The 12,330-nt window shown below is 74.0% G+C and carries 15 protein-coding genes; 7 read left to right on the top strand and 8 right to left on the bottom strand.

Going from position 1 to position 12,330, the window contains the following annotated elements:
- Window positions 1-39: 39 nt before the first annotated feature.
- The 6 genes from AB0J55_RS43630 to AB0J55_RS43605 form a co-directional block, all read right to left on the bottom strand.
- Window positions 40-1,416: a HAMP domain-containing sensor histidine kinase gene (locus AB0J55_RS43630; RefSeq protein WP_364263343.1), complete on the bottom strand. Its 1,377-nt coding sequence runs from the start codon at window positions 1,414-1,416 to the stop codon at window positions 40-42.
- Complete coding sequence (locus tag AB0J55_RS43625) at window positions 1,413-2,099, bottom strand: response regulator transcription factor (RefSeq protein ID WP_364263340.1); 687 nt, start codon at window positions 2,097-2,099, stop codon at window positions 1,413-1,415. Before AB0J55_RS43625 ends, AB0J55_RS43630 begins: the two co-directional genes overlap by 4 nt.
- 45 nt (window positions 2,100-2,144) lie before the next feature.
- Window positions 2,145-2,345 carry a hypothetical protein gene (locus AB0J55_RS43620; protein WP_364263338.1) on the bottom strand — a complete coding sequence of 67 codons (201 nt, stop codon included), beginning with the start codon at window positions 2,343-2,345 and terminating at the stop codon, window positions 2,145-2,147.
- Complete coding sequence (locus AB0J55_RS43615; RefSeq protein ID WP_364263335.1) at window positions 2,342-2,746, bottom strand: hypothetical protein; 405 nt, start codon at window positions 2,744-2,746, stop codon at window positions 2,342-2,344. Before AB0J55_RS43615 ends, AB0J55_RS43620 begins: the two co-directional genes overlap by 4 nt.
- A gap of 69 nt (window positions 2,747-2,815) precedes the next feature.
- Entirely contained in the window at window positions 2,816-4,561 is a 1,746-nt protein-coding gene (locus tag AB0J55_RS43610) for a CocE/NonD family hydrolase (protein WP_364263332.1), read from the bottom strand.
- 12 nt (window positions 4,562-4,573) lie between these two features.
- Window positions 4,574-5,104: a TetR/AcrR family transcriptional regulator gene (locus AB0J55_RS43605; RefSeq protein WP_364263329.1), complete on the bottom strand. Its 531-nt coding sequence runs from the start codon at window positions 5,102-5,104 to the stop codon at window positions 4,574-4,576.
- Between the two features lie 23 nt (window positions 5,105-5,127).
- Between AB0J55_RS43605 and AB0J55_RS43600 the strand changes: the two genes are divergently transcribed.
- The 3 genes from AB0J55_RS43600 (at window position 5,128) to AB0J55_RS43590 (ending at window position 6,750) form a co-directional block, all read left to right on the top strand.
- On the top strand, window positions 5,128-5,550 hold the full coding sequence (locus AB0J55_RS43600; protein ID WP_364263326.1) for an SRPBCC family protein: 423 nt from the start codon (window positions 5,128-5,130) through the stop codon (window positions 5,548-5,550).
- Window positions 5,551-5,590: 40 nt separating this feature from the next.
- A complete protein-coding gene (locus AB0J55_RS43595) occupies window positions 5,591-5,962 on the top strand; it encodes a helix-turn-helix domain-containing protein (RefSeq protein ID WP_364263323.1) in 372 nt (123 codons plus the stop codon).
- Between the two features lie 80 nt (window positions 5,963-6,042).
- Window positions 6,043-6,750: a M50 family metallopeptidase gene (locus AB0J55_RS43590; protein ID WP_364263320.1), complete on the top strand. Its 708-nt coding sequence runs from the start codon at window positions 6,043-6,045 to the stop codon at window positions 6,748-6,750.
- Here the strand turns inward: AB0J55_RS43590 and AB0J55_RS43585 are convergent.
- Window positions 6,747-7,397, bottom strand: a complete 651-nt coding sequence (locus AB0J55_RS43585; RefSeq protein WP_364263317.1) for a response regulator transcription factor — start codon at window positions 7,395-7,397, stop codon at window positions 6,747-6,749. The two genes, AB0J55_RS43590 and AB0J55_RS43585, sit on opposite strands and share 4 nt — an antisense overlap.
- Window positions 7,372-8,607: a histidine kinase gene (locus AB0J55_RS43580; protein WP_364263314.1), complete on the bottom strand. Its 1,236-nt coding sequence runs from the start codon at window positions 8,605-8,607 to the stop codon at window positions 7,372-7,374. The genes AB0J55_RS43585 and AB0J55_RS43580 overlap by 26 nt, the downstream gene beginning before the upstream one ends.
- Window positions 8,608-8,837: 230 nt before the next feature.
- Between AB0J55_RS43580 and AB0J55_RS43575 the strand changes: the two genes are divergently transcribed.
- The 4 genes from AB0J55_RS43575 (at window position 8,838) to AB0J55_RS43560 (ending at window position 12,257) form a co-directional block, all read left to right on the top strand.
- Window positions 8,838-9,485: a GPP34 family phosphoprotein gene (locus AB0J55_RS43575; protein WP_364263311.1), complete on the top strand. Its 648-nt coding sequence runs from the start codon at window positions 8,838-8,840 to the stop codon at window positions 9,483-9,485.
- Window positions 9,486-9,728: 243 nt separating this feature from the next.
- Entirely contained in the window at window positions 9,729-10,493 is a 765-nt protein-coding gene (locus AB0J55_RS43570; protein ID WP_364263308.1) for an isocitrate lyase/phosphoenolpyruvate mutase family protein, read from the top strand.
- Window positions 10,494-10,534: 41 nt separating this feature from the next.
- Window positions 10,535-11,548: an aminotransferase class V-fold PLP-dependent enzyme gene (locus AB0J55_RS43565; RefSeq protein ID WP_364263305.1), complete on the top strand. Its 1,014-nt coding sequence runs from the start codon at window positions 10,535-10,537 to the stop codon at window positions 11,546-11,548.
- 112 nt (window positions 11,549-11,660) lie between these two features.
- The gene (locus tag AB0J55_RS43560) at window positions 11,661-12,257 is read left to right on the top strand and encodes a hypothetical protein (protein ID WP_364263533.1); all 597 of its coding nucleotides are present in this window, start codon (window positions 11,661-11,663) and stop codon (window positions 12,255-12,257) included.
- Window positions 12,258-12,330 lie beyond the last annotated feature (73 nt).

Here is a 12,330-nt window from a genome sequence, read left to right as displayed (position 1 = left end):
ATTGGAGGGGCATCACTCGTGATTGGAGGGGCGACACGGTCAGGGGTGGGGGAGGGGGGCGGTGGTGGGGGTGAGGGGGAACGTGAGGGTGAAGGCGGCGCCGCCTTCCGGGGCCGGGCCGGCCGTCAACGTCCCGCCCATGCGGGTGACCAGGCCGTGGACCAGGGCCAGGCCGATGCCGGAGCCGACCGGGCGGCGGTCGCGGTAGCGCGCGTTCAGGACCCCGCGCTCGAACGCCACCGGGTAGTCCTCCGGGGCCAGGCCCGGGCCGCCGTCCCGCACTGCCAGCGAACCCGATGTTCCGGAGACCGAGAGCGAGAACACCATCGGCGCCCCGGCCGGCGTGACGCGCAGGGCGTTCTCCGCGAGCCCGTCGACCACCTGGCGCAGCCGGCGCGCGTCCGCCGGCACGAAAACCGGAGACGAAGGCCCCGAGACGGAGAGCGAAACCCCCTCCCGCTCGCACCGCAGCCGCCACACCTCCGCGCAGTCGCGCACCAAAGCGGCCAGGTCCAGCGAAGCGATGTCCAGCCGGAACTCGTCGGCCCCCAGCCGGGCGAGCTCCAGCAGGTCCTCGACCAGCCGCGAGAGCCGCGCCGCCTCCCGCTGGATCGTCTGCCCGGCCCGCACGGCGTCGTCACCGGAGGCGACGCCGTCCGCGATCGCCTCGGCGAAACCGGAAACAGCCGTCAACGGGGTCCGCAGCTCGTGCGACACCGACAGCAGGAACTCCCGCTGCCGCGCCTCGCTGACGGCCAGCGCGTCGGCCAGCGAGTTCAGCGACCCGGCCACCTCCGCCACCTCCCGCGGCCCCTGCACCGGCACCCGCACGTCCCGCCGCCCCGCCCGCAGCGACCCCGCGGCGGAAGCGGCCCGGCGCAGCGGACGGCCCAGCAGCCGCCCGGAGACGAACCCCGCGAATGCGGCCACCCCGAGACCGATCCCCAGCGCCAACGCGATGTTGCGCACCAGTGCCCGTTGCGTCGCTTCGGCGTTCCGCGCGGGCAGGACCAGCGCGAACGCCGCCCCGCGCGGCCCGACCACCCGCGTCTCGACGAGGTACTGCGACCCCGCGACGGTGACGCGCCCCGAGTGGTCCGCGGCCAGCCCGAGCTTCCCGGCGGCCTGCACGGCGACGCCGTCCCCGATCGGCTGCCCGCCCGCGCGCCGGACCACGACCGAGATGCCCTGCCCGCGCACGACGTCGGCCACCTTGCCGACACCCAGCCGGTTGCCGATGCCCGTTTCGTCCAATTGGGACGCGACGACGTCGGCCTGCGCGGCCAGCGACGCCTGCAGCGCGTTGTCCGCCGTGGTCCGGATCAGCCGGGCCGCGACCAGCCCCGCCACGATCACCGCGACCCCCGCGACGGCCAGGCACACCAGCGTGATGCGCCCGGCGAGGGAGCCCCTCACGCCGGGTCCGCCGCGTACCCGATGCCCCGCACCGTCCGGATCGGGCTCGACGGCCCGAGTTTCGCCCGCAGCTGCGCCACGTGGACGTCGACCGTGCGCGTCCCCGCCGCCGCGGCGTAGCCCCACACGGCGCTGAGCAGCTGGTCGCGCGAAAGCACCTGCCCCGGGTGCCGGAGCAGGTGCGTGAGGAGGTCGAACTCCGTCGACGTCAGGGAGATCTCCACCTCGCCCGCCCACGCCCGCCGGGACAGGACGTCGACGCGCGCGCCGCCGACGGCGAAGGTCTCCGCGGCCGGTGCCACGCCGGAAGCGCGACGCAGCACCGTCCGCACCCGCGCGGCCAGCTCCCGCGGGCTGAACGGCTTGGTCAGGTAGTCGTCCGCGCCGATCTCCAGGCCCAGCAGCCGGTCGAGCTCGTCGTCGCGGGCGGTGACGAACAGCACCGGCGTCCAGTCCCCGGCCGCGCGCAGCGCCTTGCAGATCTCGATCCCGTCCATTCCGGACAGTCCGATGTCGAGCACGATCGCGACCGGCTTGAGCCGCCGGACGGCGTCCAGGGCCCGGCCGCCGTCGGCCTCGACGTGCACGCCGAACCCGTCGCGCTTGAGGTAGAGCGCCGCCAGCTCGGCGATCGCGGCCTCGTCCTCGACCACGAGGACGAGGCCGCGTCCCGGTGACCCCATGCCTGCTCCCGTCTCCGCCGTGTTCAGAGGGGAGACGCTAGCCGGTCAGCCATCGCTGTTCATGTCGGACTCGATGCCGTTCAGCGTCGACTCGATCCCGCTCAGCTCGCCGGGCGGCGCCACCGAAGACGACACCGACGACGTCGAAGGCGCGGGCGAACCCATCAGGTTGTCGCGGCAGGCCGAGCAGCCGAGCGCGACGAGCGCGGCGGCCCCGACCGCCGCCGCGACCCTCGCGCCCCTCACTTGGCCGGCTTGCAGTGCGCGGACGCGAACGCGTCGAGCTTCTGCTTGGCCGCGTCCAGCTCGCCGATGCGGCCCTGCCGCTTGGTGGCGCGCTGGTCGAGCTGGTCGGCGCGGGCGGTGTGCCCGGCCGCCCGCTGGTCGGCCGCCCGCGCCTTGAGGTTGGCGACCGAGCCCTTGACCTCGGCGCCGCCCTTGATCCGCTTCTCCAGGTTGTCGGCCCGCTTCTGCAGCTTCGGCACCCAGTCCGAGCAGACCTGCTGCGACTCCTCGGGGCTGAGCGTGATCGGCGCGACCGGCGCCGGCGACGTGGTCTGGGCCGAGGCCAGCGGCGCCGCCACGAGCAGGCAGGCCGCGCTCGCGCCGCCCGCCAGCGCCAGCCGCGTCCAGGTGGTTCCTCGCATCGTTTCTCCTCGTATCCGTCCGGGGGTACGGGGAGAACTCTGGCCGGGCGGTGTTCGGAGCGCGTCCGCCTAATGTTCGGGCTTTGTAAGGCCGACGCTGACCGACGTCCGCGCGAGGTCGAACGTCAGCGTGTCGCCGTAGTTCGGCAGCGCCGGGTCGAACAGCAGCCCGTCGGTCCCGCCGAGGAGCAGCCCCAGCCGGTGCCCAGCCGGCACGACGTGGTCGAGCGCGGTGAGCGGGAACGTCATCGTGTACGCGCGGCCCGGGACGAGCGGTTCGCCGTGCCACAGCGACGCGTGGTGCCCGAGGTCCGCCCAGCCCGCGGCGACGATCCGGTGGTCAGCGGAGACGACGTCCGCGGCCGTGTCGAGGAAGCACGCGCTGTCGCCGTCGGTGCTCGAGCCCCAGCATGACCGCGTCGCCAGGTTGCGGACGCCACTGCCGTACTCGGCGGTGTTGCGCAGCTCGGCCGGCCCGTAGTCGACGAGGGCGACCCCGATCCGGGCGGCCGTCCTGTCCGACGACGCCGTGATCGTCACCGACGGCGACCCGGCGAGCCGCACCGGCGCCGGCAGGGGAGCACCGGTGAACTTCGCCGCCGACACCCCGGCCGCCCACTGCTCGCGGGTGACGGCGGGGTCGTCGGCGACGGTGGCCGTGCCGGATCCACGCAGGCCCAGCGTGCCGTCACTCGAAGGGCGGAAGGTCGCCGGGAGCGTGGTGGGCGGCCAGCTCCGGACGTCGGTCCAGCGGTCCGGCGCGGTTTCGAGGTGCACGGCGGGCTCGTGCTCGACGCCGTTGCGCAGGCCGAGCAGCCAGCGGTCGAACCAGCGGTGCAGCGTCGCCACCCACTGCGCCCGCTGCAGGTCGAAGGGGTCGGTGTGGCCGGCCTGGCTCAGCCACGCCTGGCGCGGGACGCCGGCCCGGCCCAGCGCGTCCCAGTAGCGGGCGAACTGGTTCGGCGCGACGACCCAGTCCCCGAAGCCCTGGGCCATGAGCACGCTCGCCTGCCCGGCGCGGGGGACGTAGTGCACGCTCTGCCAGTAGGCGTTGTAGTCGCCGTTCGTGCCCGCGCGCGCCTTGAGAGCGGCTTCGAACGGCTGGCACAGCTCCGCCGCGCGCTCGTTGTAGGTGAAGGACGACCCGGTGTTCTCCGGCGTGGCCAGGGGCGCGCCGTTCGCGACGAGCTGGGCGTAGTTGTCGGCGACGCCTTCGATCGGGACGATCGTCTTGAGCCCGGCGATGCCGGAAGCGGCCATCCCGATCGCGGTCGCGCCGTCCTGCGACTTGCCGATCGCGCCGACGTTCCCGGTCGCCCAGTCCGCGGTCACCGGACGGCCGCCGTCCGGGGCGTCGAACGCCTTGGCCCGGCCGCCCAGCCAGGCCACGACCGCGTTGCCGGAGCCGACGTCGTCGAAGCAGCCCGACGACCGGTTCGTCCCGCCTACGTCGGCCAGCACGACCGCGTAGCCGCGTGGCACGAAGTAGTTGTCGTAGAACAGCGGGAACTGCAGCGGCTTCCCGTCCGGCGCGTACGTCTTCTTCTGCAGCTCGTTGCCCCGGCCGCAGCACGCGTAGTACGGGCTGACGTCGAGGATCACCGGGACGCGCACCCGCGTGGCCGGCCGGATGACGTCGGCGGCGACGCGGTCGGGCTTGCCGTCGTGGTCGTTGTCGGTGCCGGTCTCCACCCACGCCGTCTCGCGGATCGCGTCGGCGTAGGAATAGACCGGGCGGCTTTCCGCGGCGGCAGCGGGGGCGGCGAGCCCCGCGGTCGTGAGCAAAGCGGCCAAGAACCCCAGGATCAGTCGCATCGAGCCAGGGGATCACGGTTTTTCGTACCGCGCCAGGAACTTTTCCATGGCGGCGTCGACGGCTTCGCGGTCGCCGGTCGTGACGAGGTCGAGCAGCAGCCCGCGGGCGACGGCGAGCCCGAGCCGGGCGTGGGCGGGCCGGTCGGCCTCCGGGACGCCGAGCCGGGCGAGCCGGGCTTCGATGGGGCCGAGCCAGTCGTCGATCACGCCGTCGAGGAACTCCGCCGTGCCCGGGGCGCCCCCGAGGGCACGGCCGTAGAGCTGGAAGAACAGCTTTTCGTTGGCGCGCAGGTCTTCGTCGGTGAGCCGCCGCCAGAACTCCGCCGGGTCGAGGCCGGCCAGCGCCGCGCGCTGCCGGGCCTCGACCTCCCGCGCCACCGCCGTGAGCAGGCCTTCCTTCGAACCGAAGTGGTAGATGAGCATGCGATGGCTGGTGCCGAGGTCGGCGGCCAGCGCCCGCAGGCTCCGGTCGGCCCCGCCGTGGTGGGCGATCCGGTCGATCGCCGCGTCGAGCAGCTTGGCGCGCGGGCTTGCGTCGATCATGTACCAAATGGTACACGTACCAAATGGTACAACGCATTTCGGTCCACGTCCGGACGGCGGCTCCGGCCGACGCCGTGTACGCGCTGCTGCGGGACGGCGCGAGCTGGCCGACCTGGTCGCCGCTGGGGTCGTTCGAGCTGGTCCGCGAGGGGGAGGATGAGCCGGAAGGGCTGGGCGCGATCCGGCTGTTCAAGACCAACGGCGTCCGCTCGTACGAGAAGATCGTCGCCCTGGAGCCGGGCCGCCGGTTCGGCTACGCGCTGGAACACGGCCTGCCGCTGCGGGACTACGTCGCCTACGTCGACCTCGCCCCGCGGGAGGGCGGCACCGACATCCACTGGCACTCGACGTTCACGCCGAAGATCCCCGGCACCGGCTGGTTCTACCGGTGGTTCCTCGGGTCCTTTATCAGGCGGGTGGCCGCCGGATTGGCCGCCACCGCCTGAACGGCGTGTTACTCTCCCCGGGAGAGTGAGGAGGCACGCCGTGGAACCCGATCCGTACGACCGCAACTGCCCGACCCGCCAGCTGCTCGACCGCATCGGTGACCAGTGGACGGTCCTGATCGTCGGCGCGCTTTCCGGCGGCCCGCTGCGGTTTACCGAAATCGGCCGCCGGGTCGACGGCATCTCCCAGAAGGTCCTGACGCAGACGCTGCGCAGCCTGGTCCGCGACGGCATCCTCGCCCGCACGGCGTACCCGACGATCCCGCCGAAGGTCGAGTACGAGCTGACCCCGCTGGGTCGCAACCTGTCCGAGCCGCTGGAGGTGCTCGACCGCTGGGCGCGGCAGCACATGGCGTCGGTCCAGGAAGCCCGGGACGCCTACGACGCGGAGCACACGCCCGCGTCCGCTTGAGGCGCGCGTCCAGTTGACAGCTCCTGGACAAACCGTCGCAGTACGGGTTCTGCCGTCCCGTCCGCAGGGACACTGTCGCGGTGCTCAGCGAGACCGTGCCCGCACCGGGTTGGGGAGTCGTCGCCCTCACCGCGTTGTTCGCCTTCGCGGTGTCGCTGACGTCGTTCGCCACACCGCCCAACGGCCGGCGGAGCCTCCTGCGCAACGCCAACGTCCTGGCCACGCTGTTCCACGAAGGCGGCCACGCCCTGGTCAGCCTGCTGACCGGCGGTGACGTCACCCGGGTCGCCATCACGAGCCCGGGGGGTGGCTTCACCACCTGGAAGCAACAGCCGGGCCTGGGCGTGGTCCTGGCCACCGCTGCCGGGTACGCGATGCCGCCCCTGGCGGGGCTGGGGGCGGCGGTCCTCCTGCACCAGGGCCGCGTGACGGCCGTGCTCGTCCTGACCCTCGTCGCGCTGGTGTTCGTCCTGCTGTTCACCCGGGACCTGCGCACCTTGGCCGTGGTCGTCGTGGTGGGGGCGATCGTGTACTGCGCCTTGCGCTATGCCCCCGGCTGGCTGCGCACCGCCATCGCCTACACCGAAGCCTGGCTGCTGCTGATCAGTGAGATCGGCGGCGTGCAGATCCTCGTCTCGAACCGCCGCGAGCACGGGTTCAGCGGCCACACGGACGACGCCGCCAAGCTGGCCAAGCAGACCAAGATGCCCTCGCCCCTGTGGATCGTCGGCTGGTTCGTGCTCAACGGCTGGGCGATCTGGCACGCCGCCCCGCTGCTGTTCCCTTAGCGGGCCACCAAACCCGCCTCGTGGGCGAGCAGTCCCGCCTGGGTCCGGTTGGTGCAGTCCAGCTTGACGAGCATGCGCGAGACGTAGCTCTTCACCGTCGCCTCGGCCAAATGCAGCTTTCCCGCGATGTCCGCATTGGACAGTCCGGAACCCAGGCACACCAGCACGTCCCGCTCCCGCTCGGTGAGGCCCGCGATGCGCCGGCGGGCGTCTTCGCCGCGTTCCCGGCTGTCCGAGGACAACGCGACCAGGCGGCGGGCGGCCGACGGCGAGAGCACCGTGTGGCCGTCCGCCGCCACCCGGACCAGGCCGATCAGGTCCTCCGGGGGCGTCGACTTCACCAGGAAGCCCGCCGCGCCCGCGCGCAGCGCCCGGATCACGTAGGTGTCCGCGTCGAACGTCGTCAGGGCGACCACCGCCGGCGGGTCGGGCATCGCGGTGATCCGCGCGATCGCCGTCAGCCCGTCCACGCCCGGCATCCGCAGGTCCATCAGCACCACGCGCGGCCGGTGCCGGACCACCGCCTCGACGGCTTCGGCGCCGTCGCCCGCCTGTCCGACGACCTCGATGTCGGCCGCCGAGCCCAGGATCGTGCGCAGGTGCGCGCACACCATCGGCTCGTCATCGACCACGAGCACCGGGATCACGCTGCGCGCCTTCCGCTGTCGGGACGTAGGCGGGCAGTATCGCACCGACCCGGAACCCGCCGCCGGGTGCCGGACCCGCGTCGAAGCGCCCGCCGACCAGCTCGACGCGCTGCCGCAGGCCCGCCAGCCCGGCGCCGGAACCGCTGCCCGCCAGCGCCGGGTCGGGCGGGCGCGCCGCCGCCGTGCTGTCCACCGAGACGTCCAGACCACCGGGGTGGTAGCGCAGGGAGACCGTCGCCGACGCGCCCGGCGCGTGCTTGCGCACGTTCGTCAGGGCCTCCTGCACCAGCCGGTACGCGGTACGCGCGACGGTCGGCGACACCTGCGCCGGATCGCCGTCGGCCACCAGGTCCGTCGCCACCCCGACCGACCGGGACTCCTCGACCAGCCGGGCCGGATCGCCGGGCTCCTCCGGGCTGAGCGTCCGCGGCCCGGTCTCGGCCCCGTTGCGCAGGACGCCGACGAGGTCGCGCAGTTCGTCCAGCGCCAGGGCGCCTTCGCGGCGGATGTCCTCGGCCGCCGTCCGCACTGCCGGGTCGGGGGACGTCACGCCGAGCGCGCCGGCGTGCAGCACCATCAGGCTGAGCCGGTGTGTGACGACGTCGTGCATCTCGCCGGCGAGCCGGCGCCGTTCCGCCGCGCGGGCCTGCTCGGCGAGCAGGTGCTGCTCGCGTTCGGCGCGTTCCGCCCGGTCGCGCAGGGACTGCAGCAGCTGCCGCCGCGCCTCGAAGTACAGCGAGAGCAGGGCCGGCAGGGCGGTGCTGAGCAGGCCGAACGGCGTCGTCGCCCAGCTCGGCGTCCACGGCCGCGCGGCGATCACGGCCAGGACGCCGGCCACCCACAGCACGGTCCGCCGGTCCAGCACCCGCGCCGCCTGGGACAGGATCACCGGCGCGATCGTGGGGACCGTCGTGAGGGCGAGTGGCTGCACCGGCACGAGCAGGCCGGGTGCGAAGGTGTCGGACGCGAGCATGGCGACCGCCGCTGCGGTGACGACCGCGCAGACCGGCACCGGGAACCGGAACAGCAGCACGAGCGTGAGGTCGCAGCCGACCTGCAGGACCAGCCCGGCCGCCGGGCCCCACGCGCCCGTGGTCCGGTCGCCGAGGACGTAGAAGAGGGTGTTCAGCCCGGCGAACGCGAGGGCGGCGAAGATCAGCCAGCCGCCGTCGGAGCGGCTCGGCCACAGCGGCCGCCGGGCGATGGTCACGCGGTCACGGTAACCGCCACCCGAGGCCGTCGCCCCGCGCGTGCAACGAAAGTTGCACCCGATCACCCTCCTCGTCGGGTATCGCCGGGGACTCCGGAACCGGTGGACTGGGGCCACGCGGTGAGAGGGAGACGGCGGATGTCCCCGGCATCCGCCGTGCGTGCGGTGCTCGCCGGCGTCGCTTCCCTGCCCGGCGCCGGCGAGCACCTGTTACGAGAGGGGACTTCCGGATGAACGAGCTTTCGCTGCCCGCCCGGGCCTACCTGCTGGCGTGCGACACCCGGCGCGACCGGCTGCCGGACCGGGACCGCGTCGCGCTGCTGGTCCGCGCGGCGGCGTTGACGGACCTGGTGCTGCGCGGCCTGGTCGAGGACGCGGCGGGCCGCCCGGTGGCCCGCGGCGCCGGCGGCACGGGCCACCTGGTGCTCGACGACCTGCTCGCCGAGCTCGCCGCCGAACCGCACCGGAAGTGGCGCGCGCGGGTGCGCCGCGGCGCCCGCGGGACGCTGCAGTCCCTGGAGGCCCAGCTCGATGCGGCGGGCGTGATCACGCTGCGGACGTCCCGCGTGCTGGGGCTCTTCCCGCGCCGCCACCCGGCGGTCCGCGACGCGGCGACGGCGGCCGCACTTCGCGACGAAGTGGCGTCAGCGCTGCGCAGCGACACCCCGGTGCCGCCGGACGTCGCGGCCCTGACGTCGCTGGCGGCCGCGGCCGAGCTGAACGCGGTCCTCCCGCGCGGCGAGCGCCGCCGCCACCGGGCCCGCCTGGCCCGCCTCGAGGACCAGGCGGGAGCGGCGGTCCCGGCCCTGCGCAAGGTGATCCGCGAGCTCCACTCGGCCCGCTCGGCCCACATCGCAGCCAGCTCCGGCGGCGGCTGACGCCGTGTCGACCCCCGAATCACGCGTGTCGACCCCTGAATCACGCGTGTCGGCGCGGCAATCACGCGTGTCGGCGTTCTGATCGCGTTCGCGAACCCGGCCGGGCGGGCCGGAAGGGTCGACACGCGTGATTGGAGGGTCGACACGCGTGATGGGGAGGTCGACTCGGGGTGGGCGGTCGTGGAGGGGGGCGCGGGGGTCGCTTCGGTGCTCGCCGAAGGGTCGCGGGCCTAGGTTCGGGGCATGGACGAATTCCGTGCCCTGCACGTCCCCGGCTCTCCGCTGCTGCTGCCCAACGCGTGGGAGTTCGGCGTCGGCGCCTTCCTCGCCGCGCAGGGTTTCCGCGCCCTGGGGACGACCAGCCTCGGCGTCTCCGCGGCGGCCGGGGAGCCCGACGGTGCACCGTCGACGCGCGACGCGACCGTGGCCCTCGCCGGCCGCCTCGCGCGGCTGGACGCGTTCGTCAGCGTCGACATCGCCGACGGTTTCAGCATGGACCCGGCCGCCGTCGCCGATCTCGCGGCGGAACTGGCGGACGTCGGCGCGGCCGGGGTCAACCTCGAGGACGGCCGCGCCGACGGCTCGCTCGCCGCGGTCGAGACCCAGTGTGCGCTGGTCACGGCGGTGAAGGACTGCGTACCGGGCCTGTTCGTCAACGCCCGGACCGACACGCACTGGGCAGGCGACCGCTCGATCGCCGAAGCCGAACGGCGGCTGCGCGCGTACGCGGCCGCAGGCGCGGACGGCGTCTTCGTGCCCGGCCTGGCCGAGCCGGGGGACGTCGAGCGGATCGTCGCCGTAGGCCTGCCTCTCAACCTGCTGTTCCTGCCGGGCCGGGTCACCCTCGCCGGGCTGGCCGAACTCGGTGTCGCGCGGGTCAGCCTCGGGTCCCTCCCGTACCGGATGGCTCTCGCGGCGGCCGCCGGAACGGCGCTGGCCGTCCGCGACGGCCGTGACCTGCCGCTGAGCCCGCCGTCCTACGCCGAGGTCACCGCCCTGCTGCCGTAAATCGGGTGAACCGGCGCGGCCGGATCTGCTTGCCTGGAGGCATGCGTGCCTTCGGAACCGACTTCGCCGCCCCGCCCGGATACCTGAACACGCCCAGCGTGGGCATCCCGCCCGCGCCGGTGGCCGCGGCCGTGGCCGAGTCGGTGGAACGGTGGCGGACCGGGGCGACCCGGCCGGGGGAGTTCGACGAGTACGTCACGCGGGCGCGCGCCGGGTTCGCCCGCCTGCTCGGCGTCGAACCCGCGCGGGTCGCGACCGGCGCGTCGGTCTCCCAGCTCATCGCCAACGTCGCCGCGGCGCTGCCCGGCGGCACCCGCGTGCTCGCCGCCGAAGGCGACTTCACCAGCGTGACGTTCCCCTTCGCGGCGAACCCCGGTGTCACCGTGACCGAAGTGCCCCTGGACGTGCTGCCGTCGCGGGTCGAGGGCCACGACGTCGTCGCGGTGAGCGTCGTCCAGTCCGCCGACGGCCGGATCGTGGACCTGACGGCGCTGCGGGCCGCGGCCGAGGCTGCCGGGGCGGCGGTGCTGCTGGACGCGACCCAGGCGGTCGGCTGGCTGCCGCTGGACGTCGCCTGGGCCGACTGGGTGGTCGGCGCGGGCTACAAGTGGCTCTGCTCGCCGCGCGGCAGCGCGTGGCTCGCGGTGCGGCCGGACGCGCAGGAGCGCACCCGCGCGGTCGCGGCGAACTGGTACGCGGGGGAGGACCCGTGGGCCACCGTCTACGGCCTCCCGCTGCGCCTGGCCGGCGACGCCCGCGCGTTCGACCTCTCGCCCGTCTGGCTGGCCCAGGTCGGCTCGGCGGCGGCCCTGGAGTACTTCGGCGGCCTCGACCTCGCCCAGGTCCAGGCGCACAACACCGGGCTGGCCGACACGCTGCTGGAGAAGCTGGGGCTGCCCCCGCGCGGCACCCCGATCGTGTCGCTCGACGCCGACCCGGCGCGGGTGGCCGAGGCGGGGATCGTCTCCAGCGTCCGCGGCGGCCGGGTGCGGGTCGGTTTCCACCTCTACAACACCGCTGACGACGTCGAACAGGTTTTACGCGCGTTCGGGTGAACTGCCGAACGCGGGTGAACTACCGTATGGCCCCGTGGTTGGTGCGCATTTCACCCCAGGCCCGTCCGACACGGCCCCGCTGGGCGCGGTTCCCCCGCAGCCCCGCCCGCCGGTGCCGGGTCCGCCGGCGCGTGACACCCGGTCCCTGCTGCTCAGGGGCGCCGGGCTGGTCGCGATCGCCGTCGTCTCCGGGCTCGTCTGGTTCCTGATCCGGCACGACTCGACGCCGGACGAGCCGGTCGCACAGCCGCCGGCGCAGCACACCGGGCAGTTCCAGTTCACCAAGTTGGCCGGGCCGGAGAAGTCCGACGACTGCGTCACGAAGTCCTACAACAAGACCCAGGACTTCTTCCAGGACAACCCGTGCCAGTCGCTGGTCCGCGCGCTCTACACGACGGAGTCGGGGGGCGCGAAGGCACTGGTGTCCGTGGTCGTGGTCCGGATGCCGGACTCGTCGAAGGCGCAGGCGCTCAAGGCCCTGACCGAGAAGGACGGCACCGGCAACGTCACCGACATGGTGAAGGACAAGACGTTCGCGGGCACCGGCACGCCGAGCGTGAGCGGCAAGGACGCGGCGTACGCGTCGAAGGTCGAGGGCACGAACACGACGATCGTGCTGGCCGACTTCTACGCCAAGCACAAGGACAAGGACCTGATCGAGAAGATCGCCGACGACGCACTCCGCCTCGCCGCCGACCTCCACTCCTGACCCCCCAAGCGCCCCGATGTGGCGGGGGGGGGGGGGGGGGGCCGGGCCCGCCCCACCCGCGGGTGGTGGGGGC

This window comes from Amycolatopsis sp. NPDC049688, from assembly GCF_040674975.1.
Classification (GTDB): Bacteria; Actinomycetota; Actinomycetes; order Mycobacteriales; family Pseudonocardiaceae; genus Amycolatopsis.
Note: the sequence above shows the minus strand (reverse complement) of the source record. Positions and strands in the feature narration are given on the sequence as shown.

What these genes read in the sequence shown, in the direction of transcription:
- AB0J55_RS43625 (WP_364263340.1), bottom strand. Translation starts at nt 2,099, where the DNA reads ATGGGGTCACCGGGACGCGGCCTCGTCCTCGTGGTCGAGGACGAGGCC.
- AB0J55_RS43615 (WP_364263335.1), bottom strand. Translation starts at nt 2,746, where the DNA reads ATGCGAGGAACCACCTGGACGCGGCTGGCGCTGGCGGGCGGCGCGAGC.
- AB0J55_RS43610 (WP_364263332.1), bottom strand. Translation starts at nt 4,561, where the DNA reads ATGCGACTGATCCTGGGGTTCTTGGCCGCTTTGCTCACGACCGCGGGG.
- AB0J55_RS43605 (WP_364263329.1), bottom strand. Translation starts at nt 5,104, where the DNA reads ATGATCGACGCAAGCCCGCGCGCCAAGCTGCTCGACGCGGCGATCGAC.
- AB0J55_RS43600 (WP_364263326.1), top strand. Translation starts at nt 5,128, where the DNA reads ATGGTACAACGCATTTCGGTCCACGTCCGGACGGCGGCTCCGGCCGAC.
- AB0J55_RS43575 (WP_364263311.1), top strand. Translation starts at nt 8,838, where the DNA reads ATGAACGAGCTTTCGCTGCCCGCCCGGGCCTACCTGCTGGCGTGCGAC.
- AB0J55_RS43570 (WP_364263308.1), top strand. Translation starts at nt 9,729, where the DNA reads ATGGACGAATTCCGTGCCCTGCACGTCCCCGGCTCTCCGCTGCTGCTG.
- AB0J55_RS43565 (WP_364263305.1), top strand. Translation starts at nt 10,535, where the DNA reads ATGCGTGCCTTCGGAACCGACTTCGCCGCCCCGCCCGGATACCTGAAC.